The following is a 19,188-nucleotide window of genomic DNA, read 5'->3' as shown; positions in this document are numbered from 1 at the left end:
CGCCCGTACCTGGGCCGGTTACTCTGAGCGTCGTGTCTTCTCCCACCACTCCGCGACGCGTGTCGCTGCTGACCCTGGGCTGCGCCCGCAACGAGGTCGACTCCGAAGAGCTCGCCGGACGCCTCGGCGAGGGCGGCTGGGAGCTGGTGGACGAGGGCGCTGACGTCGTCGTCGTCAACACGTGCGGCTTCGTCGAGCAGGCGAAGAAGGACTCGGTCGACACGCTGCTCGCCGCGTCCGACACCGGCGCCAAGGTCGTCGCGGTCGGGTGCATGGCGGAGCGGTACGGCAAGGAGCTCGCGGACAGCCTTCCCGAGGCGGCGGCGGTGCTCGGGTTCGACCAGTACAACGACCTGGCCGAGCGGCTGCAGGACGTGTTGCACGGCAAGCCCGTCGAGTCGCACGTGCCGGTGGACCGCCGCACGCTGCTGCCGATCACGCCGGTCAAGCGCCAGGAGGCCAAGGACGCCGTCCAGGTGCCCGGCCACGGCTGGGGCCCCACGAAGACGCCCCGCAAGCGCCTCGACGACGCCCCGGTGGCGCCGCTGAAGATCGCGTCCGGCTGTGACCGGCGGTGCAGCTTCTGCGCGATCCCGAGCTTCCGCGGCGCGTTCGTGTCGCGGCACCCGGACGAGATCGTGTCCGAGGCCATGTGGCTCGCCGAGAACGGCGTCAAGGAGCTGTTCCTCGTCAGCGAGAACTCCACGAGCTACGGCAAGGACCTGCCGCGTGAGCAGGGCGCCCTCGAGCAGCTCCTGCCGCGGCTCGCGTCCATCCCCGGCGTCGAGCGGGTCAGGGTCAGCTACCTGCAGCCGGCCGAGACGAAGCCGAGCCTCGTGGCCGCCATCGCGAAGACCGGCAAGGTCGCCGACTACTTCGACATGTCGTTCCAGCACTCCAGCGAGAACGTGCTGCGCCGCATGCGCCGGTTCGGCGACACGGACAGCTTCCTCAAGCTCGTGTGGCAGATCCGCGAGCACGCGCCCGAGGCCGGCATCCGCAGCAACTTCATCGTCGGCTTCCCCGGCGAGACCGAGGAGGACGTGCGGGAACTGGAGCGGTTCCTGAACGAGGCGCGGCTCGACGCCGTCGGCATCTTCGGGTACTCCGACGAGGACGGCACCGAGGCCGAGAACCTCGACGGCAAGCTCGACGCGGACACCATCGCGGAGCGCGTGCAGCGCATCGGCAACCTCGTCGAGGAGCTCACGAGCCAGCGCGCCGAGGACCGGGTCGGCACCGAGGTCGTGGTGCTGGTCGAGACCGAGGAGGACGACGAGAACGACTGCGTCGGCCGCGCGGAGCACCAGGCGCCCGAGGTCGACGGCGAGTGCATCGTGCTCGAGGCCGAAGGGCTCAAGCGTGGCGACCTCGTGCGCTGCCGCGTGGTCGACTCCGAGGGCGTGGACCTGATCGTCGAGGTAATCCCGACATGACGGAAGCCCGGAAGGTCCCGCTGCTCAACGTCGCGAACATCCTCACGATGGCGCGGCTGGCGCTCGTTCCGGTCTTCCTGTTCTCCCTGTTCGAAGCGGGCGGCTTCGACACGACGTGGCGCCTCATCGCGTTCGGGATCTTCGCCGTCGCGAGCTTCACGGACCACATCGACGGCACGCTCGCGCGCAAGCACGGGCTCATCACCGACTTCGGCAAGATCGCCGACCCGATCGCGGACAAGGCGCTGACCGGGTCCGCGCTGGTGGGCCTGAGCATCCTCGACGTGCTGCCGTGGTGGATCACGATCACCATCGCCGTCCGCGAGATCGGCATCACGCTGCTGCGGTTCTGGGTGATCCGCTACGGCGTCATCCCCGCGAGCCGCGGCGGCAAGGCCAAGACGCTGGCCCAGGTCATCGCGATCGGGCTCTTCGTGCTCCCGCAGAACGACGTGCTGGGGCTCATCGCCTGGGTGATCATGGCCGTCGCGCTCGTCCTCACGATCGTCACGGGAATCGACTACGTGATCCACGCGTTCAAGATGAAGGCAAGAGCAGGCCGGGCCGTGCTGTGACAGGCGTCGTGGAGCTGCTCAAAGCGAGGAACCAGACCGTCGCCACGGCCGAGTCGCTGACCGCGGGTCTGCTGTGCGCGACGATCGTCGACACACCGGGGGCGAGTGCCGTGGTCCGCGGTGGGTTGATCGTCTACGCGACCGAGCTCAAGCACGAGCTCGCGGGCGTGGACCAGCAGTTGCTCGACGAGCACGGTGCCGTGCACCCCGACGTCGCGATCCAACTGGCCGAAGGCGCCCGCGACAGGTGCGGTTCGGACTGGGGGATCGGGCTCACCGGGGTCGCCGGACCCGATCCGCAGGACGGAGTTCCTCCGGGGACGGTCCACATCGGCTTGAGCGGGCCTGGAGTGTCCACAGTGCGGACAATCACGGTGAGTGGTGACCGCAAAGCGGTCCGTGCGGCCGCTGTGGAGAAAGCCCTGGTCCTGCTCTCGGAGCAGCTGCTGGCCACCGGAGGCGGGAACAAATGATGACTCCGCGTTCGTTCGCCCTTGGCGGACGTGTTCGGAAGTCAGTGCCCGTTGTCGGTGTCGATCGGTAACGTAGGGACACGGCCGGCCGGAAGGAGGCGCGCGATGACCGTGCTGCTGCGCGAGGCGATCGGTGATCGACTTCGCCATGCCCGCACCAACCAACGCCGCACGCTGCGCGAGGTCTCTCGGACCGCCCGCGTGAGCCTGGGGTACCTGTCCGAGGTGGAGCGCGGCCGCAAAGAGGCGTCCAGCGAGCTCCTCGCGGCCATATGTGACGCTTTAGAGCTGCCCTTGTCCGAACTGCTGCACCACGTGGCCTCCGACATCGGCGCGGTCCAGCAGACGCCGGACACGGTGCCCGACACCGTCCCGGACGGACGATCGGACCGCGGCAAGCTCGAAGGTGGCCGCGTGCTGCCGTCCACGCTCTCGGACGACCTGTCCGACCTGCGCCTGCAGCCCATGCTCAGTCACAGGCTCACGAGCAAGATCGGCGAGACCCCGAAAGCCGTTGTTGCGGCTTGATCCATGTCATCCACGACCCCGCACGCCGTCCGGCGAGCGGGGTCGCCTGCATTCGGGTGAACATCATCAGGCTGTGGCCGTCGCCACGTGACGGTCTGCAACAAGATTGCGTGTTCGAACGTTCAACTGACAACGACGGCAGCGCGCGGGACGACAGGCAACGGCTTGGCATCGGCACGCTGGGTCACCGCGTCTCCGGACGCGGGTGCGGGCAGGATTGGCACGTCGTCAGGCGTGTACTCCTAAGTCCCGGGGTGGGTCAGGGTGTTCCCGGATATCTCCCCGTGTCGGTGGATACGCCGACGCACAATTGAGACGATGGATCCAACACCGGCACCGAGAAGGCAGGCGTAGGAGATGGCCAGTCCGTTCGTGAAGTTCTGGAAGTACCTGATGGCGTCGTTCTCGTCGAAGATCGACGAGCACGCTGACCCGAAGGTGCAGATCCAGCAGGCCATCGAGGAGGCGCAGCGGCAGCACCAGGCCCTCTCGCAGCAGGCTGCGGCCGTCATCGGCAACCAGCGCCAGCTGGAGATGAAGCTGAACCGCCAGCTGGGCGACGTGGAGAAGCTGCAGGCCTCCGCGCGTCAGGCGCTCGTGCTCGCCGACGAGGCGCGCTCGAAGGGCGACGAGGCCAAGGCGACGCAGTTCGAGAACGCCGCGCAGAGCTTCGCCACCCAGCTCGTCACCGCCGAGCAGGGCATCGAGGACCTCAAGACGCTGCACGACCAGTCGCTGCAGGCGGCCGCGCAGGCCAAGCAGGCGGTCGAGCGCAACGCGATGATGCTGCAGCAGAGGCTGGCCGAGCGCACCAAGCTCCTCAGCCAGCTGGAGCAGGCCAAGATGCAGGAGCAGGTCTCCGCGTCGCTGAACCAGATGAGCGAACTCGCCGCGCCGGGCAACGTGCCGTCGCTGGAAGAGGTTCGCGACAAGATCGAGAAGCGCTACTCGACCGCCCTCGGGTCCGCCGAGCTCGCCCAGAACTCGGTGCAGGGCCGGATGATGGAGGTCCAGGCCTCGACCACCCAGCTCGCGGGCTCGTCGCGCCTGGAGCAGATCCGTGCCTCGATGCACGGCGGTCAGGCGAACACCCCGCAGCAGGTGACCGCGGGCAACAGCGCGGCCGCGCAGATCCAGGCCGAGATCGCGCAGCGCGTCCAGTCCGAGCAGAAGACCACGCAGCAGCAGGTTCCTCCCGCCCAGAACTGAGGTTCTGAGGCAGGGGGAGCAGGAGGAGTCAGCAGGTGATCATGGAGCCCTGGAGAAACCGTCCCAACAACGAGATCGTCCGCAAGGTCGTCAACGAGTTGGGTGCGTCGCTCCAGGGCCACCCGCTGGCCGAGCAGGCGCGCTACCGCATCCAGAAGTGGAACGACCCTTTAGCCAAGCTCGAACGCAAGCGCAAGCGCACCAACGCCGTGCTGACGTTCTGGCTGATCGTCATCACGATGCTCGGCACCCTCGCGGTGCTGGGCTTCACCGGGGTGCTCGGCACGTGGGCCGCCGTCACCGGCGCGGTCGGCGCGGCGGTGCCCGCAGTCCTCGCCGTGCGCAGCGGGTTCAAGCTGAAGGAACTGGGCGCCGCCCGGCAGCGGCTGGCGTTGTCGCCACCACCGCCGCCCCGGCCGCCGCTGCCCGCGCACATCTCGTCCGCGCGCGTCCCGATGGAGAAGCTCCACGGTGCCGAGGACGCGATGAGCCAGCTGCTCGTGCAGCTCGACTCGCCGGCGCTCACGTCGATGCCGACCGAGTCCGTCCAGCACGCCCGCCAGACCGCCCAGGAGGCCGCCACGGCCATCCGCGCGGTGTCGGCGCAGCTGCAGGCCGTCGAACGCGCCCGCGACACCGCACCGCATCTGGAGCGCGCGTCTCTCGTCGAGGCCGTGAAGGCGCTCCGGATCCAGCTGGCGGACGGCGTGGACCGCTACTGTGCGCTGGTGGCCGAGGCCGGCAAGGCCCTGGCGGCGAGCACGCAGTTCCAGAACCCGGGCGAGGTGCTGGACGACGCCACGGACCACATGGCCGGACTGGCGTCCGCGATGCGTGATGTCTCAGGCTATTCAGCGTACTGAGAGTGACTCTCCGTAGTTGCGTGCGACTATTCGGCGAGTCTCTCTGGAGATCCCTGCTGCAATCGTGTGATTATCGGACTGTTATCTAGCCGTAGCCGCTACATGGCGTGGCAGGATTCCGGGGCCGGTCTGCGGGAAGTCCGGCTGAATTGCCGGGAGGCAGTGCATTGGCGTTGTGGACCGTGCACGGGGACGGTCGGATCACCGACAGTGAAACCGTCGCACCCCAGGAACGGGTGAGCTGGCCGCTCACCATCGGGTTCGGAGTGCAGCACCTCGTCGCCATGTTCGGCGCGACGGTGATCGTTCCCGCCGCCACCGGCCTGCCCGTCGCCACCACGCTGCTGTTCTCCGGTCTGGGCACGCTGCTCTTCCTCGTCATCACCAAGAACCGCGTGCCGAGCTACCTCGGTTCGTCCTTCGCCTTCGTGGCCCCGCTGGTGGCCGCGCGCGAGCAGGGCATCGCGGCCCAGCTCGGCGGTGTCGTCGCGGCGGGCCTGCTGGTGATCGTCGTCGGCATCGCGGTCAAGGCGCTCGGTGTGCGCCTGCTGGAGTCGGTCATGCCGCCGGTCGTCACCGGCGCCGTCGTGATCCTCATCGGCCTGAACCTCTCGCGGCAGGCCACCTCGAACTTCAGCGAGCAGCCCCTGCTCGCCGGCTTGACCACGCTGGTGATCCTGCTGGCCGGCGTGCTGGGCCGCGGCCTGGTGTTCCGGTTCTCGATCCTGATCGGCTTCGTGGCGATCTGGATGGGCGGCCTGGCGTTCGGCGCCGTGTCGTCCGAACGGATCGCCGCGCTGCGCGACGCCGCGTGGGTCGGCCTGCCGAAGCTCTACCAGCCCGAGCTGCGGCCGTCGGTCGTGCTGCTGATGCTGCCCGTCGTGATCGTGCTGGTGGCCGAGGTCGTCGGGCACGTGAAGGCGGTCGCGGCGCTGACCGGCCGCAACCTCGACGGCAGCGCGGGCGACGCGATCATCGCGAACGGCCTGTCGACCGCCCTGTCAGGCCTCGGCGGCGGTGCCGGCACGACGACGTACTCCGAGAACATCGGCGTGATGGCCGTGACCCGCGTCTACACGACGGCGGCGTTCGCCTTCGCCGGTGTGTTCGCCGCGCTGCTCGCGTTCTCCCCGAAGGCCATCGCGCTGTTCGGCACCATCCCGCCGGGGGTGCTCGGCGGCTGCACGCTGGTGCTCTACGGCCTGATCGTGCTGGTCGGCGTCCGGATCTGGATGGACCGCGGCGTCGACCTGGCGAACCCGGCGAACGCGATGGTCGGCGGCGCGGCACTGGTGGCCGGTGTCGGCGACCTGACCATCGAGATCGGCGATCTGGAGATGGGCGGCATGGTGTGGGGCTCGCTGCTCGTCGTGATCCTGCACCCCGTGATGCGCTGGCTCAGGGCCGCGCGCCACACCTGACTCACCGCAGGGCGCGGTTGATCCTCGACACGAGCCCAGGGCCCTCGTAGATGAACCCGGTGTAGATCTGCACGAGGCTCGCGCCGGCGTCGATCATGCGCTTGGCGTCGTCGGCGGTCGCGATGCCACCGACACCGATGACCGGCAGATCGCTGTTCTTCGTGATGAACCGGACCACGTCGTTCGCGCGCTGGGTGAGCGGCCTGCCGCTGAGGCCGCCGGTCTCGCCCTTGTGAGCGCTCGTGAGGCCCTCACGGCTGAGAGTGGTGTTCGTGGCGATGAGGCCCTTGATGCCGTTGTCCACGCACACCTGGATGACCTCGGCGATGGCGTCCTCGGTCAGGTCCGGAGCGATCTTGACGAGCATCGGCTTGTCCGTGGCCGACGTCAGCGTCGCGACGAGCTCGGTCAGCGCGCCCTTGTCCTGCAGGCTGCGCAGGCCGGGGGTGTTCGGCGAGCTCACGTTGATCGCGTAGTAGTCGCCGTGGTCCTGCAGGGCCTTCAGCGAGTTCAGGTAGTCCTGCACGGCGTCCTCGACGGGCGTGATCTTGGACTTGCCGAGGCTGATGCCGAGCGGTGCCCGCAGCGACGTCCGGTCGAGCTTCGCGGCAAGCGCTTGCGCACCCGCGTTGTTGAAGCCCATCCGGTTGATGATCGCCTCGTCCTCGCGCAGGCGGAACAGCCGCGGCTTCGGGTTGCCCGGCTGCGCGTGCCACGTGACGGTGCCGACCTCGACGAACCCGAACCCCAGCGCACCCCACGCCGGCAACGCGCGCCCGTCCTTGTCGAGACCCGCCGCGAGACCGACCGGGTTCGGGAAGCGGACACCGAACACCGTGCGCGGGTTGTCCTGGTTGCGGGCGAACCTCGCCAGCGGGCTCAACCGGGCCATGACGTCGAGCGTGGTCTCGTGGACCCGCTCCGCGTCGCCGCCGTGCATCCCGAACAACGCCCTGCGAACCACCTGCTTGTACACCACGTGCTCACCCTATAACGCCAGCTCAGGGTAGCCGCAGTCACATGGGCTTGGGCACCTTGATCGTGGCCTGCTCGTCCAGCGGCATCCGGGGCTTGGTCCGGAACTTCACCGGCAGCGTCCGCAACCCGCGGCTGCCCAGCGACACCCGCCACCCCAGCGGCCGCGACGTGTCGAGCGCCAGCCCGGCGCACCGTCCCAGCAGCGTCCGGAACGCCACCTCGCCCTCCAGCCGGGCCAGCGGCGCGCCCAGGCAGAAGTGGATGCCGTGCCCGAACGCCAGGTGCTGGCGGTCCGCCCGCTCGATGTTGAGCTGGTCGGCCCGCGGGTACCGGTTGCCGTCGTGCTCGGCGGAGGCCAGCGACAGCAGCACGACGTCGCCAGCCGGGATCTGTACGCCGCCGATCGTCAACGGCCGCGTGGCGAACCGCAGCACGTGCGAGGTCGGGCCGTCGAACCGCAGGAACTCCTCGATGGCGCCGGGCAGCAGTGACGACGAGCGCTGCAGCAGTTCGAGCTGTTCGGGGTGGCGCAGCAACGCCAGTGCGCCGTTGCCCACCAGGTCGACGGCCGTCGTGTAGCCGGCCACGAGCAGCAGGAACGCCAGCGAGGCCAGTTCGGAGTCAGACAGCGCCGCCTCACCCGTCGCGCGGGCCAGGCCGCCGATCAGGTCGTCGTCGCCGGACGTGCGCTTGTGCGTCACCAGATCACGCAGGTACCCGGAGGTCTCCTCACGGGCCGAGGCCGCGTCACCGTCGGCCAGCCCGGTGACCACGTCGGCCCAGTAGCGGAAGTTCTCCTGGTCGACGGCGGGGACACCGAGCAGTTCCATGATCACGGTGATCGGCAGCGGCGCCGCGAAGTCCGCGATGAGATCGCAGTCGCCGGAGTCGGCGAAGTCGTCGGCGAGCCGGGCCGCGACCTGCTCGATCCGGGGGCGCAGCGCGGCGATGCGGCGTGGCGTGAGCTGGCTCGACACCGCGCGGCGCAGGCGGGTGTGATCGGGTTCGTCGCTGTTCATCATGTGCTCGGACAGGTCGCCGAACCACCACGACGCGAAGTGCGGATGGCCGCGCAGGGGTTCGGCGAGCGCGGAGCCGTGCGAGGACAGCAGCGGGTTGTCCAACGCGGCACGCACGTCGGGATAGCGGGTCACGAGCCACATGGGCACGCCGAAGGTCTCAACCCGGTGCACCGGGCCCGCATCGCGCAGGCTCTTCAGCACCGCGTACGGGTCGTCGGTGTAGCCGGGACGCAACGCATCCAGATTGACCGCCATATTGGGGGACACGGCCGGGAGAGTGCTTCGGTTCAACCTTTTTGGCATTTTGGGCAGAAGTACACAAATCTGCCGTCGATCTCGTCCGATCGGACTCTTGTGCGGCAGCGCAAACAGGGTCTGCCGGTCCGCTCGAAAACGTAGTGCTGCACGCGCAGGTCGCCGGTCGTGCTCTGCTCCGGCCGCCACTGGTTGGCCTGCAAGAGTTTCCGTGACAGCGCGACCGCACGTGAGGCGTCCACGGCGGACACCGGAACCGTGGGCAGGACCCGCAACAGGAAACAGACTTCCGCGCGGTAGAGATTGCCGACGCCGGCCATCACGCGCTGGTCCAACAATGCGAGACCGACCGGCCGGGAAGGGTCGGCGGTCAACCGCCGAACGGCCTCAGCGGTGTCGAAGTCGGGTGCCAGGAGATCAGGTCCGAGGTGGGAGATCAGTCGATCTTCTTCAGAGGTGGGCACGAACTCCAGGTCGTGCAACGCGAACCCGATGGCCTGCCGGTCGTCCACCTCGAACACCGCGCGGGCCTGGTGTGCGGGACGGCGCCACTTCTCACCGGGCCGGTACAGGTGCCATGAGCCGTCCATGCGGAAGTGGCTGCGCAGGCTGTTGCCGTCGGAGAAGTGGGTGAACATGTGCTTGCCGTACGTCCGCACGCCGAGCACGTCCAGGCCGGTCAGGTCGAGTGCGGCCAGCCGGGGATGACGCAGCTCCCCGCGCCGCAGCGTCTTCCCGGCCAGCGCCTGGTTCATGCGATGACCGGCCAGGAAGACCGTGTCCCCTTCAGGCATCCACCGCTTCCTGGATCTCGTCGTCGTCGAAGTCGTGGTGCACGGCCCGGCGCCGGCTCCGCGAGATGCGCTGGATGCGCGCCAGCAGGAGGTTGAACGCCAGCGCCACTTCACGCGCCCCTGGAGTACCCCACTCGTGGATGGGCATGCATGCGCCCTGTGCCTGCTGCACGGCCAGACGGTCCGGCAACGCCACCGGCATCACCAACGGCCCGAAGATGTCGCGCAGCTCCTCGATGCGGAACTGGTGCTCGTGCGAACGCGGCCGCACGCGGTTCACGACGACACCCAGCGGCTGCAGGTCGGCGTTGTTGCTCTCCCGCTCGTTCTGCACCGCCTCGAACGCCCGCTGCACGCCCGCCACCGCGAACATCGTCGGCTCGGTGACCAGCAGCGCGCGGTCGGCCGCCACGAGCGCCGAGCGGGTCAGCTGGCCCAGCGACGGCGGGCAGTCGAGCAGGACGAGCTGGTACGGGAACTCGTCGTACATGTCCCGCAACGTGCGCAGGGCGTCCTTCAGGCGGTGCAGCCGGGACTCGTTCGGATCGGGGTGGTTGAGCAGTTCGGCGTCCTCGGACCCGGACAGCACGTCGATGCCGTCGCCCCACCTGCTCGGGCGGATCGCCTGCTCGACGTTCTCCTCGGACGGGTCTTGCAGGACGTCGTAGATGGTCGCCTTGGACTCCTCTGGCTCCAGCGTCGACGTGGCGTTGCACTGCGGATCGAGATCGATCACGAGAGTGCGGACACCACGGCGGAGGGCGGCAGAGGCCAGGCCGAGCACCACCGTCGTCTTGCCGACGCCTCCCTTGAGGCTGAGCACGGACACCGTATGCACAGACCTACTCTAGGGTCTCCTACTCTGTTGGCCATGCGACCGGACGCCGTACAGAGGCTGCTCGACGCGGAATTGTCCGCCGCACGCGAGCGCAGGGGTGGACAGCAACCCCGTGTGCTCGACGTCGGCGGTGGCAGCGGTGTCTGGGCCGTGCCCCTGGCCGCAGCAGGATGCGTGGTCACGGTCGTGGAGCCCTCACCGAACGCACTCGCTACGTTGAACACCCGTGCGCGCGAAGCCGGTGTGACGATCAACGCAGTCCAGGGCGACACGGACTCGCTGGGTGTTCCCGCTGGTGAGGCCGATCTGGTGCTGGCGCACGGCGTGCTGGAGGTCGTCGACGACGCACCCGCCGCACTCGCCTCGCTGGCCGCCGCGGTCGCACCCGGTGGCGCGGTGTCGGTGCTGGTCGCGAACCGGTTCGCGGCGATCCTGCACCGCGCGATCGCCGGCCGGATCGTGGACGCGCGGCGGTTGCTGGACGACGACGCGGGGCAGCTCGCGGGCACCCGTGACCCGCTGCAACGCCGGTTCGACGTGGCCGGGCTCGAGAAGCTCGTGCTGGACGCGGGTCTGTCAGTCGAGATCCTGCAAGGTCACGGTGTAGTTTCAGATCTCGTGCCCGGTGTGGTGCTGGACTCGAATCCGGGTGCCGCCGACGCACTCGCCGAGCTGGAACTGGCCGCCGCAACGCGTTCCCCGCTCCGAGACGTCGCAGCCCGGCTGCACGTGCTCGCCCGCCGAACCGGCTGAAACGCTGTGCATCGGGGAGATTTATGCCCCTGATGAGTGGTCCCGAACGACGCGGCGGCGAAAGATAATGGCTCCGCTGCCGACGTAGGGAACCAACGCGATGGAGAGTTCCGACCTGCTGGCCTCCTTGGTCAACGAGGCCGTGGCGGGTGACCGGCAAGCCGTCGAACGGCTGCTGGCCTCCGTGCGACCGCTCGTGGCGCGGTACTGCCGTGCGCGCGTCGGTCGCAACGAAAGGGCGTTCGCGTCGGCCGACGACGTGGCGCAGGAGGTCTGCCTGGCGGTGCTCACAGCACTGCCCACCTACCGCGAGCAGGGAAGACCCTTCCTGGCGTTCGTCTACGGCATCGCCGCGCACAAGGTCGCGGACGCGCACCGGGTCTCGGCGCGCAACCGGTCCGAGCCCGTCGCGGAGGTCCCGGACGGTCCGTCGACGACCGTCGACCCCGAGGAGAACGCGCTGCTCGCCTCTCTCTCGGTGCGGCTGGGGCAGCTGCTGCGGGTGCTGCCGGACAAGCAGCGCGAGATCCTGCTGCTGCGCGTGGTGGTCGGCCTGACGGCGGAGGAGACGGCCGAGGCGATCGGGTCGACGCCGGGTGCCGTGCGGGTGGCTCAGCACCGTGCACTGGCCAAGCTGCGCACGTCCGTGGGGGTCGAGGAGCTGATTTGACCGGCGCCTTCTACGACGACCTGTCCGGGACGTACGACCTCATGTTCCCGGACTGGGACGCATCGATGGCCCGGCAGGCGTCGCAGCTCGCGGAGTTCATCCCGCAGGGCGCGCGCGTTCTCGACTGTGCGTGTGGCATTGGTACGCAGGCGATCGGTCTGGCTCTGCGCGGCTACGAGGTCGTGGGTACCGATCTGAGCCCGAAGGCTGCTTCTCGGGCCGTGGGGGAGGCCTCTGCGCGTGGGGTCTCGTTGCCCGCGTTCGCCGCGGACATGCGCGCGCTGCCGTTCGCTGATGCCTCGTTCGACGTCGTGCTCGCGGCGGACAACGCGTTGCCCCACCTGCTGAGGACTGAGGACGTGCTGGCGGCGTTGTGCGAGATGCGGCGGGTGCTGCGGCCCGGTGGCCGGCTCGTGCTCTCCACGCGCGACTACGACGCGATCCGCGCCGAACGGCCGTTGTCGACCCCTCCGTCCGTCGGGCCGGGTCGCGTTGTGTGGTTCCAGCTCTGGCATTGGGACGGCGATCAGTACGAACTGGAGATGTTCCAGCTGCACGAAAGCGACTCGTGGCGCGTTGTGGTGGGCAAGGCACGGTATTGGGCGATTACTCGTCATGAAATCACCGAATTGGCGGAACGCGCCGGTTTCGGTTACGTGGAGTGGTCGCTCCACGCTTACTACCAACCGCTACTCGTTGCTGCAAACGGGTGACGTTTGAAGTTTCTCCCTACTTTCCGCATAAGGAGTGACGCGTCGCACGTCTCCTCCACGGGACGTCGACGAGGGGACGCTTCGGATGGAGAGTTCAGCGTTATCCGCAGAACTGGTCAGTCTGGCTGTGCAGGGTGAGCGCAGGGCCACTGACCAGCTACTTCGCTATCTTCGACCGCTGGTGGTGAAGTACTGTCGCGCGCGTGTGGGACGTTCCGCGACAACTGCGGACGACGTCGCGCAGGAGGTCTGCCTGGCCGTGCTGACGGCCCTCCCGAACTATCGGGAGCAAGGAAGACCGTTCCTCGCGTTCGTCTACGGCATCGCCGCGCACAAGGTCGCCGACGCGCACCGGGCCCTGGCTCGTAACCGTGCGGAGCCGGTTGCCGAGGTGCCGGATCAGGAGGTGCGGGGTGTCGGGCCGGAGCAGTTCGTCCTCCAGGACGAGCTGAACGGCACGCTGGGGCGGCTGCTGCACGTCCTGCCGGACAAGCAGCGCGAAATTCTCGTGCTGCGCGTCGTGGTGGGTCTGTCCGCGGAGGAGACCGCGGACGCCGTGGGCTCCACGCCGGGTGCGGTCCGTGTCGCTCAGCACCGCGCGCTCGGTCGTCTCCGCAAGGAAATCGCATCGTTGGCTGTCCCGATCGGGTGACATTCGTTTGCGTTTGTTACGAGTCGTGGCGAGTGCGTGGGGAGAACGCACCCAAACGACATACCTAGAGGGCAGGAAGACACCGACATAGGGACCAAGGGGCATGGGAAGTTCGGACTCAGCGTCTGCCGCCGAGCGGCTGCGCCTCGACGGAGTGCTGGTGCAGCACTTCCGTGAGTCAGGGCTTGCCGGGCCCCGCTGGAACCAGTTCCACCGTCAGCTTCTCGGGCGTGGGCTCACGATCGTTACGAAGCTCGTGCGGTCCGGCGCGATGTTCTCCCGTTGCGGGCAGCAGGGCCGTTACCTGCACAGGCAGGAGATCTCGCCGCAGGAGGCCGAGGAGCTGGCGAGCGACGCGGTGTACGACGGGTACGTCTACTTCCGGGACCGGGGTCTGCTCGGCCGGGAGTGGTCGGTGGGGCACGGACTGCCGTTGGAGGAGTACTTCGTCAACGCGTGCGTGCTCGCGTTCCCGAACGTGTACCGGCGGTGGCAGACGCATGCGCACGGCTGGCACGACGTCCGGCTCGTGGACAGCGTGGCCTCGCTCGAACACGTCGTGACCGAGGCGACGCCCGAGGACGCGGTCATCGAGCAGGCTGCGGCGAACGCCGCGTTCGCGACGCTGAGCGAGGACGGCAAGCGGTTGCTCTTCCTTCATGACCAGGGCTATTCGCATGCGGAGATCGGTGAGTTGATGCGACTCACCCCGCGCGCGGTCGAAGGACGGATCCGGCGGGCGCGTCTCGCGGTGCGCCGGCGTCCAGAAGAGGAACGGTGATCTGCGTGGAGTTCACACCCGGCCTGCACCGCAAGGTGCCCGCGGAAGCCGTGCGGGGCTCGTCCGTCGGTGGGCCGGTTTCCGCGTCGAGGGGGACCCTGGACGCGCTGGTCGAGCGGACCGCCGGTGGCGACAAGGAGCCTGTCGACCCTCCGGCGCCCTCTTACTACTCGAGTCGCCCGCAGAGCGCGGACGAGCACGTCGCGCGCGCTGTCGCCGGTGATCGCGTCGCCATCGAACGGCTGCTGGGCACCATCCGGCCGTTGATCGTGCGGTACTGCCGTGCGCGCGTTGGATCGTTCGCGTCGGCGGACGACGTTGCGCAGGACGTGTGCCTGGCGGTGCTGACCTCGCTGCCGTCGTACCGCGACCAGGGGCGTCCGTTCCTGGCGTTCGTCTACGGGATCGCGGCGCATAAGGTCGCGGACTCGTTCCGCAGCTTCTCGCGCAACAAGGCCGAGGCCGTGCCCGAGCTGCCCGAGTCGATGGACACCGCCGCGGGGCCCGAGCAGCGGGCGATGCAGGGGGAGCTCTCGAACCAGATGGCGACGCTGCTGCGCGTGCTGCCCGAGAAGCAGCGCGAGATCGTCGTGCTGCGCGTGATGGTGGGGCTGTCGGCGGAGGAGACGGCCGAGGCGGTCGGCTCGACGCCCGGTGCGGTGCGGGTGGCCCAGCACCGGGCGCTCTCGCGGCTGCGCAAGGAGCTCAGTGCCGCCAGCGAGTGACGTTGGCGATGCCCTGCGGACTCGCGTCCTTGTAGCGCTCCATCTCGCCACGCCGCACGTCGGCGATCGTGCCCGCCAGCTCACGGCCGAACGCCTCGGTCAGCACGGCGTCCTTCTCGAACTCGTCGACCGCCTCCTTGAGCGACGTGGGCAGGCGCTGCACGTCGCCGAGCAGTGCCGGGTCGACGTTGAGGCCCTCGGGTAGCCCGGCCTCGGTCCTGATGCCGTCCAGGCCGGCCGCGATCACGCCCGCGACGACGAGGTACGGGTTCGCGGTCAGGTCGAAGCACTTGATCTCGAGGTTGTCCTTGATGAGGCGTAGCGCCGTTTCGCGGTTCTCCTCGCCCCACGCCACGAACGGTGCTGCCCATGTGTTCGGTACGAGCCGGAGGTAGCTCGCGAGAGAGGGGCAGCCGATCGCGCACAACGCGCGGAGGTGGGTGAGGACGCCCGCGCTGAACCGCTTCGCCTCGTCCTGGAAGCCGTCGAAGAGGTTCGTGCCGTCGCGCCAGAGGCTGAGGTGCAGGTGACCGCCGTTGCCGACGCCGCCGTTCACGACCTTGGGGGAGAACGACGGGCGCATGCCGTGCCGGATCGTGACGGCGCGGATGGTCTCCTTGACGAGCACGGCGGTGTCTGCGGCGGCTACCGGATCCTCCGGTGCGGTGGAGACCTCGAACTGGCCGGCGGCGTACTCGGGGTGGAACTGGAGGACCTCGACGTTCTGCTGGTCCAGGGCGTTGAGGAGGTCGACGCAGTAGTCGGACAGCTCGACCTGGCGGGCGTGGCCGTACGCGGAGCCGCTGGTCGCCGGGACCCAGTCCTCGGTGCCGGTCTTGCCGACGCACCACTCGATCTCGAAGCCGGCCTGGGCGGTGAGTCCCTCGGCCGCGAGGTTCTGGGCGGCCTTGCGGGCCTGCAGGCGCTGGTCCATCGGGTAGGGGACGCCGCTCTGGTAGTGGCGGTCGGCCGGAGCCCAGGCCCAGCCCGGCTGGCCCGCGAGCACGGTGACGCGGTCGAGGTCGGGGTGCAGGCGCAGGTCGCCGACCGGACCGCCGGCGAACCGGCCCTGGATGATCCAGTCGTCGAACAGGAAGACGTCGAACACCGGTGACGCGCCCACGCCGTGCGCGGCCGCGTGGGCCAGCCTGCGCAGGGGGACGGACTTGGTGCGGGTGATGCCGCTGTTGTCGACCCAGGTGAGCGCCACGACGCTCACGTCCCGCGCGTTGAGCCCGTCGAAGAGTTCCGCCGCCCGCTCGAACCGCTGGTCCCGTTCCGCAGAGTCCACGATCCTAAGGTTATGGGCATCTTGCCGTTCGTCGCCGAACTCGGGCTGGTGGATCACCACTGCCACGGGGTGCTGCGCACCGACAGCACCCGTCCGGAGTTCGAGTCGCTGTTGCTGGAGGCCGACGGGGTCTCGCCGCTGGGTGGGTCGTTCTTCGACTCCGCGGTCGGGTTCGCGGTGCGGCGGTGGTGCGCGCCGTTGCTCGACCTGCCTCGGCACGCGTCCGCCGACGAGTACCTCGAACGGCGGAACTCGCTGCACATCGCCGAGGTGTCGCGGACGTTCCTGATGGCGTCCGGGATCCACACGTTCCTGGTGGACGGCGGGTTCCAGCCCGATCGGCTGCTCTCGGCCGCTGAACTGGCCGGGCTGGGCGGGGGTGTCGCCCACGAGGTCGTGCGGCTGGAGGTGCTGGCGGAGTCGTTGCGGGAGTCCTCGCCCTCGGAGTTCTTGGATGCGGTCCGGTCGCGGCTCGCCTCGACCTCGGCCGTGGGGGCGAAGTCCGTTGCGGCGTACCGGATCGGGCTGGGGCTTCCGGGCGTGCGGCCGGCGGACGCGGACGTGGAACGGGCGGTCGGCTCGTGGTCGTCGGGGCGGCTGGAGAATCCGGTGGTGATCACCTGGCTGGCCTGGGAGGCGTTGGACGCCGGGCTGCCGTTGCAGTTCCACGTCGGCTACGGCGACTCGGACATCGACCTGCACCGGTGTGATCCTTCGTTGCTGACGCCGTTCCTGCGGGCGACCGCGTCTTTGGGCGTGCCGGTGCTGCTGCTGCACAACTACCCGTTCCACCGGCAGGCCGGGTATCTCGCGCAGGTGTTCCCGCACGTGTTCTGCGATCTCGGGCTGGCCACCCACGGGCTGGGGCATCAGGCGTCGCGGGTGTTCGCCGAGGCGCTGGAGATCGTGCCCTACGGCAAGTTCCTGTTCTCCTCTGATGCCTTCGCTTTGCCCGAGTTGTACTACCTCGGCGCGTTGCTGTTCAGGCAGGCGTTGTCGGACTTCTTGGCTGATGGGTTGCGCCGGGACGCGTTCGTCGAGGAGGACGCGCATCGGATCGCACGGCTCGTTGCGTCGGAGAACGCGGCACGGGTGTACGAACTGTAGGATTTGCTTCGAACGGACGTTCGAGAGGGGTGTTCATGGGTCGCAGTGCGAACCTGCCACGCGGCCTGGTTGACCGGTTCCGTGCGCGTGACGGTGTCTGGCCCGACGACACGGGCTGCCGGATGCTGCACGTCGACATGGACGCCTTCTACGCGTCGGTGGAGATCCGCGAACGCCCTGAGCTCGAGTCCGTGCCGGTGGTCGTCGGCGGTGTCGGTGGACGTGGCGTCGTGTGCTCGGCGAACTACCTCGCGCGTGAATACGGTGTGCGTTCCGCGATGCCCACGGCGCACGCCCGCCGTCTGGCGCCCCATGCCGTGTACCTGCCGCCGCAGTTCGATCTCTACCAGGAGGTCTCACGCGGGGTCATGGCGATCTTCCGCGACATCACGCCGCTGGTGGAGCCCCTCTCGCTGGACGAGGCCTTCCTCGACGTGGGTGGTGCGCTGCGCCGGCTCGGCCTGACGCCGGGCGGGGTGGGGGAGCTGATCCGGTCTCGCGTGTTCGACGCCCATGGCGTGTCCTGTTCCGTTGGTGTCGCATCGACGAAGTTTCTCGCGAAGCTCGCCTCGGGCATGTGCAAGCCCGACGGCATGATGGTCGTGCCTGCTTCCGCGACTCTCGACTTCCTGCACCCGTTGCCCGTGTCGGCATTGTGGGGCGTGGGCGCGAAAACCGCCGCACGCCTGGAGGAACTGGGCCTGGACACCGTCGCCGACGTGGCCGCGATGCCTCTCCCGCGGCTGCGCCGCAAGATCGGCGTGGCGCTCGCAGAACACCTGTACGCCCTCGCCTCCGGCGTGGACGACCGCGCGGTGGTGCCGGTGTCGCGCGAGAAGTCGATCGGCGCCGAGGAGACCTTCGAGGTCGACGTCACCGACCGCGCCGTGCTGCGCCGCGAACTGCTCCGCCTGTCGGAACGCTCGGCAGGTTCGTTGCGCGCCAAGGGTCTGCACGGCCGGACGGTGTCGATCAAAGTCCGCTTCTCCGACTTCACGACGATCACCCGCTCCCGCACCCTGCCGGTGGCGACCGACGTGACGCAGGAGGTCTACCGCGTCGCCGCCGAGCTCCTCGACACCCAGACCCCACCCGGCGCGGTCCGCCTGATCGGCGTCCGAATAGAGGGTCTTGACAACGCCGACTCCGCCCAGCAACTGATCTTCGACGCCCCGGAACGAGGCTGGCGCGAAGCCGAACAAGCCGCCGACCAGGCCCGTTCCCGCTTCGGCTCGCTGGCCGTCCGCCCTGCCTCACTGCTGCGCGACAGTCCCGAAAGGACAGCGGACTTCGATCCGAAGCCCGAGTGATCGCAACCTGTCCACAACCCGGAAGTTGTCCACAACTTCCCGCTCACCCGGATCCCCCCACCCCCACCGGGCGCACCATGAACCCATGCGCCACCCCATCGACCTCGAAGCCCTGGGCACCCTCTTCCTCCACCGAGTGGCCCCAGTGGCAGCCCTGCTCCACATAGGACTGTCCCCGTCCCTGATCGACCAGCGCTCCCGCCCAGGCGGTCCCTGGCAGCGCCTCTTCCCGAGCATCTTCCTGCTGTCCAGGGCGGGCCCGTCCCGGGAGCAACTGGTGCAGGCCGCCCTCCTCTACGCGGGCGAGGGCGCGATGCTCACCGCCTTCGACGCCCTGTACCTGCACGGCATGAGATCGGTCCTGCCCACGGCAGACGCCATCCACGTCCTCACCCCACGCAACTCGCGAGCCTGGGGCCACGCGGTCCTGCGCCTGGAACGAACAGACCGCCTCCCCAAACCAGCCCTGCGCAGAGGCTTCCACGTAGCCCCACTGGAACGCGCCGCAGTGGACGCGATCCGCCGAACCCACTCGATCCCGGACACCAAGGCCATCCTCGAGGAGGTGTCGCACTACGTGGGCATCCAAGCCCTCAGGGCCGAACTGGCCATGGCCCCGCGCAAGGGCACCACCCTGGCCCGCAAACTCCTGGGCGACTCCCCGGCCCGCCAACTGGAACTGGCCGTGATGGACCGCCGCCCCGCCTCCGTCCCGCAGGCCCGCACCCCACTACCCATCGGCTGACCACCCACCGGCACCGCCGCCACGCGCCAGACCGGCATCCAGGCAATCG

At 69.0% G+C, this 19,188-nt stretch carries 21 protein-coding genes; 16 read left to right on the top strand and 5 right to left on the bottom strand.

Annotation, left to right across the window (positions count from 1 at the left end):
* Positions 1-32: 32 nt before the first annotated feature.
* The 7 genes from rimO (at position 33) to IEY88_RS06030 (ending at position 6,505) form a co-directional block, all read left to right on the top strand.
* On the top strand, positions 33-1,436 hold the full coding sequence (gene rimO / locus IEY88_RS06060) for a 30S ribosomal protein S12 methylthiotransferase RimO (protein ID WP_189153640.1): 1,404 nt from the start codon (positions 33-35) through the stop codon (positions 1,434-1,436).
* On the top strand, positions 1,433-2,011 hold the full coding sequence (pgsA, locus tag IEY88_RS06055) for a CDP-diacylglycerol--glycerol-3-phosphate 3-phosphatidyltransferase (protein ID WP_189153639.1): 579 nt from the start codon (positions 1,433-1,435) through the stop codon (positions 2,009-2,011). The genes rimO and pgsA overlap by 4 nt, the downstream gene beginning before the upstream one ends.
* Positions 2,008-2,484 (top strand): CinA family protein, encoded by a 477-nt coding sequence (locus tag IEY88_RS06050; protein ID WP_189153638.1) that lies wholly within the window; start codon positions 2,008-2,010, stop codon positions 2,482-2,484. Before pgsA ends, IEY88_RS06050 begins: the two co-directional genes overlap by 4 nt.
* Before the next feature lie 105 nt (positions 2,485-2,589).
* Complete coding sequence (locus tag IEY88_RS06045; RefSeq protein WP_093597533.1) at positions 2,590-3,012, top strand: helix-turn-helix domain-containing protein; 423 nt, start codon at positions 2,590-2,592, stop codon at positions 3,010-3,012.
* 357 nt (positions 3,013-3,369) lie between these two features.
* Entirely contained in the window at positions 3,370-4,221 is an 852-nt protein-coding gene (locus IEY88_RS06040; RefSeq protein ID WP_189153637.1) for a PspA/IM30 family protein, read from the top strand.
* 41 nt (positions 4,222-4,262) lie between these two features.
* On the top strand, positions 4,263-5,084 hold the full coding sequence (gene pspM, locus IEY88_RS06035) for a phage shock envelope stress response protein PspM (protein WP_189153636.1): 822 nt from the start codon (positions 4,263-4,265) through the stop codon (positions 5,082-5,084).
* 236 nt (positions 5,085-5,320) lie between these two features.
* Positions 5,321-6,505 carry a uracil-xanthine permease family protein gene (locus IEY88_RS06030; protein ID WP_308425960.1) on the top strand — a complete coding sequence of 395 codons (1,185 nt, stop codon included), beginning with the start codon at positions 5,321-5,323 and terminating at the stop codon, positions 6,503-6,505.
* Between the two features lies 1 nt (position 6,506).
* Here IEY88_RS06030 and IEY88_RS06025 read toward each other — a convergent pair whose 3' ends face one another.
* From IEY88_RS06025 to IEY88_RS06010, 4 genes are read right to left on the bottom strand one after another with little or no spacing between them, the layout of a single operon-like run.
* Entirely contained in the window at positions 6,507-7,484 is a 978-nt protein-coding gene (locus tag IEY88_RS06025; protein WP_189153634.1) for a quinone-dependent dihydroorotate dehydrogenase, read from the bottom strand.
* Between the two features lie 37 nt (positions 7,485-7,521).
* Positions 7,522-8,772, bottom strand: a complete 1,251-nt coding sequence (locus IEY88_RS06020) for a cytochrome P450 family protein (protein ID WP_189153633.1) — start codon at positions 8,770-8,772, stop codon at positions 7,522-7,524.
* 20 nt (positions 8,773-8,792) lie between these two features.
* A complete protein-coding gene (locus tag IEY88_RS06015) occupies positions 8,793-9,554 on the bottom strand; it encodes an Fpg/Nei family DNA glycosylase (RefSeq protein ID WP_189153632.1) in 762 nt (253 codons plus the stop codon).
* Positions 9,547-10,392, bottom strand: a complete 846-nt coding sequence (locus IEY88_RS06010) for a ParA family protein (RefSeq protein ID WP_189153631.1) — start codon at positions 10,390-10,392, stop codon at positions 9,547-9,549. The genes IEY88_RS06015 and IEY88_RS06010 overlap by 8 nt, the downstream gene beginning before the upstream one ends.
* A gap of 33 nt (positions 10,393-10,425) precedes the next feature.
* Between IEY88_RS06010 and IEY88_RS06005 the strand changes: the two genes are divergently transcribed.
* The 6 genes from IEY88_RS06005 (at position 10,426) to IEY88_RS05980 (ending at position 14,686) form a co-directional block, all read left to right on the top strand.
* A complete protein-coding gene (locus IEY88_RS06005; RefSeq protein ID WP_189153630.1) occupies positions 10,426-11,145 on the top strand; it encodes a class I SAM-dependent methyltransferase in 720 nt (239 codons plus the stop codon).
* A gap of 100 nt (positions 11,146-11,245) precedes the next feature.
* The gene (locus tag IEY88_RS06000; protein ID WP_189153629.1) at positions 11,246-11,815 is read left to right on the top strand and encodes a sigma-70 family RNA polymerase sigma factor; all 570 of its coding nucleotides are present in this window, start codon (positions 11,246-11,248) and stop codon (positions 11,813-11,815) included.
* Entirely contained in the window at positions 11,812-12,528 is a 717-nt protein-coding gene (locus IEY88_RS05995; protein WP_229693136.1) for a class I SAM-dependent methyltransferase, read from the top strand. The genes IEY88_RS06000 and IEY88_RS05995 overlap by 4 nt, the downstream gene beginning before the upstream one ends.
* Positions 12,529-12,613: 85 nt before the next feature.
* Positions 12,614-13,180 (top strand): sigma-70 family RNA polymerase sigma factor, encoded by a 567-nt coding sequence (locus IEY88_RS05990; RefSeq protein WP_189154475.1) that lies wholly within the window; start codon positions 12,614-12,616, stop codon positions 13,178-13,180.
* A gap of 103 nt (positions 13,181-13,283) precedes the next feature.
* Positions 13,284-13,961 (top strand): sigma factor-like helix-turn-helix DNA-binding protein, encoded by a 678-nt coding sequence (locus IEY88_RS05985; protein ID WP_189153628.1) that lies wholly within the window; start codon positions 13,284-13,286, stop codon positions 13,959-13,961.
* A gap of 98 nt (positions 13,962-14,059) precedes the next feature.
* Complete coding sequence (locus IEY88_RS05980; RefSeq protein WP_373294061.1) at positions 14,060-14,686, top strand: sigma-70 family RNA polymerase sigma factor; 627 nt, start codon at positions 14,060-14,062, stop codon at positions 14,684-14,686.
* On the opposite strand, the gene IEY88_RS05975 is transcribed toward IEY88_RS05980, so the two are convergent.
* Complete coding sequence (locus tag IEY88_RS05975; RefSeq protein WP_189153627.1) at positions 14,667-15,977, bottom strand: type I glutamate--ammonia ligase; 1,311 nt, start codon at positions 15,975-15,977, stop codon at positions 14,667-14,669. The two genes, IEY88_RS05980 and IEY88_RS05975, sit on opposite strands and share 20 nt — an antisense overlap.
* A 12-nt stretch (positions 15,978-15,989) precedes the next feature.
* On the opposite strand from IEY88_RS05975, the gene IEY88_RS05970 reads away from it, so the two are divergent.
* From IEY88_RS05970 to IEY88_RS05960, 3 genes are all read left to right on the top strand, one after another.
* Positions 15,990-17,084 carry an amidohydrolase family protein gene (locus IEY88_RS05970; protein ID WP_189153626.1) on the top strand — a complete coding sequence of 365 codons (1,095 nt, stop codon included), beginning with the start codon at positions 15,990-15,992 and terminating at the stop codon, positions 17,082-17,084.
* Between the two features lie 35 nt (positions 17,085-17,119).
* Positions 17,120-18,394, top strand: coding sequence for a DNA polymerase IV (locus IEY88_RS05965; protein WP_189153625.1), 1,275 nt, complete (start codon positions 17,120-17,122; stop codon positions 18,392-18,394).
* 85 nt (positions 18,395-18,479) lie between these two features.
* Positions 18,480-19,139, top strand: coding sequence for a hypothetical protein (locus IEY88_RS05960; RefSeq protein ID WP_189153624.1), 660 nt, complete (start codon positions 18,480-18,482; stop codon positions 19,137-19,139).
* Positions 19,140-19,188: the final 49 nt, after the last annotated feature.

The organism is Lentzea pudingi (assembly GCF_014646255.1).
Lineage (GTDB): Bacteria > Actinomycetota > Actinomycetes > Mycobacteriales > Pseudonocardiaceae > Lentzea > Lentzea pudingi.
This window is presented reverse-complemented; position numbering and strand designations above follow the sequence as displayed.

Excerpts from the sequence above, each read along its gene's own strand:
- pgsA (WP_189153639.1), top strand. The coding sequence starts at position 1,433 with ATGACGGAAGCCCGGAAGGTCCCGCTGCTCAACGTCGCGAACATCCTC.
- IEY88_RS06045 (WP_093597533.1), top strand. The coding sequence starts at position 2,590 with ATGACCGTGCTGCTGCGCGAGGCGATCGGTGATCGACTTCGCCATGCC.
- IEY88_RS06040 (WP_189153637.1), top strand. The coding sequence starts at position 3,370 with ATGGCCAGTCCGTTCGTGAAGTTCTGGAAGTACCTGATGGCGTCGTTC.
- pspM (WP_189153636.1), top strand. The coding sequence starts at position 4,263 with ATGGAGCCCTGGAGAAACCGTCCCAACAACGAGATCGTCCGCAAGGTC.
- IEY88_RS06015 (WP_189153632.1), bottom strand. The coding sequence starts at position 9,554 with ATGCCTGAAGGGGACACGGTCTTCCTGGCCGGTCATCGCATGAACCAG.
- IEY88_RS06005 (WP_189153630.1), top strand. The coding sequence starts at position 10,426 with ATGCGACCGGACGCCGTACAGAGGCTGCTCGACGCGGAATTGTCCGCC.
- IEY88_RS06000 (WP_189153629.1), top strand. The coding sequence starts at position 11,246 with ATGGAGAGTTCCGACCTGCTGGCCTCCTTGGTCAACGAGGCCGTGGCG.
- IEY88_RS05990 (WP_189154475.1), top strand. The coding sequence starts at position 12,614 with ATGGAGAGTTCAGCGTTATCCGCAGAACTGGTCAGTCTGGCTGTGCAG.
- IEY88_RS05985 (WP_189153628.1), top strand. The coding sequence starts at position 13,284 with ATGGGAAGTTCGGACTCAGCGTCTGCCGCCGAGCGGCTGCGCCTCGAC.
- IEY88_RS05970 (WP_189153626.1), top strand. The coding sequence starts at position 15,990 with ATGGGCATCTTGCCGTTCGTCGCCGAACTCGGGCTGGTGGATCACCAC.
- IEY88_RS05965 (WP_189153625.1), top strand. The coding sequence starts at position 17,120 with ATGGGTCGCAGTGCGAACCTGCCACGCGGCCTGGTTGACCGGTTCCGT.
- IEY88_RS05960 (WP_189153624.1), top strand. The coding sequence starts at position 18,480 with ATGCGCCACCCCATCGACCTCGAAGCCCTGGGCACCCTCTTCCTCCAC.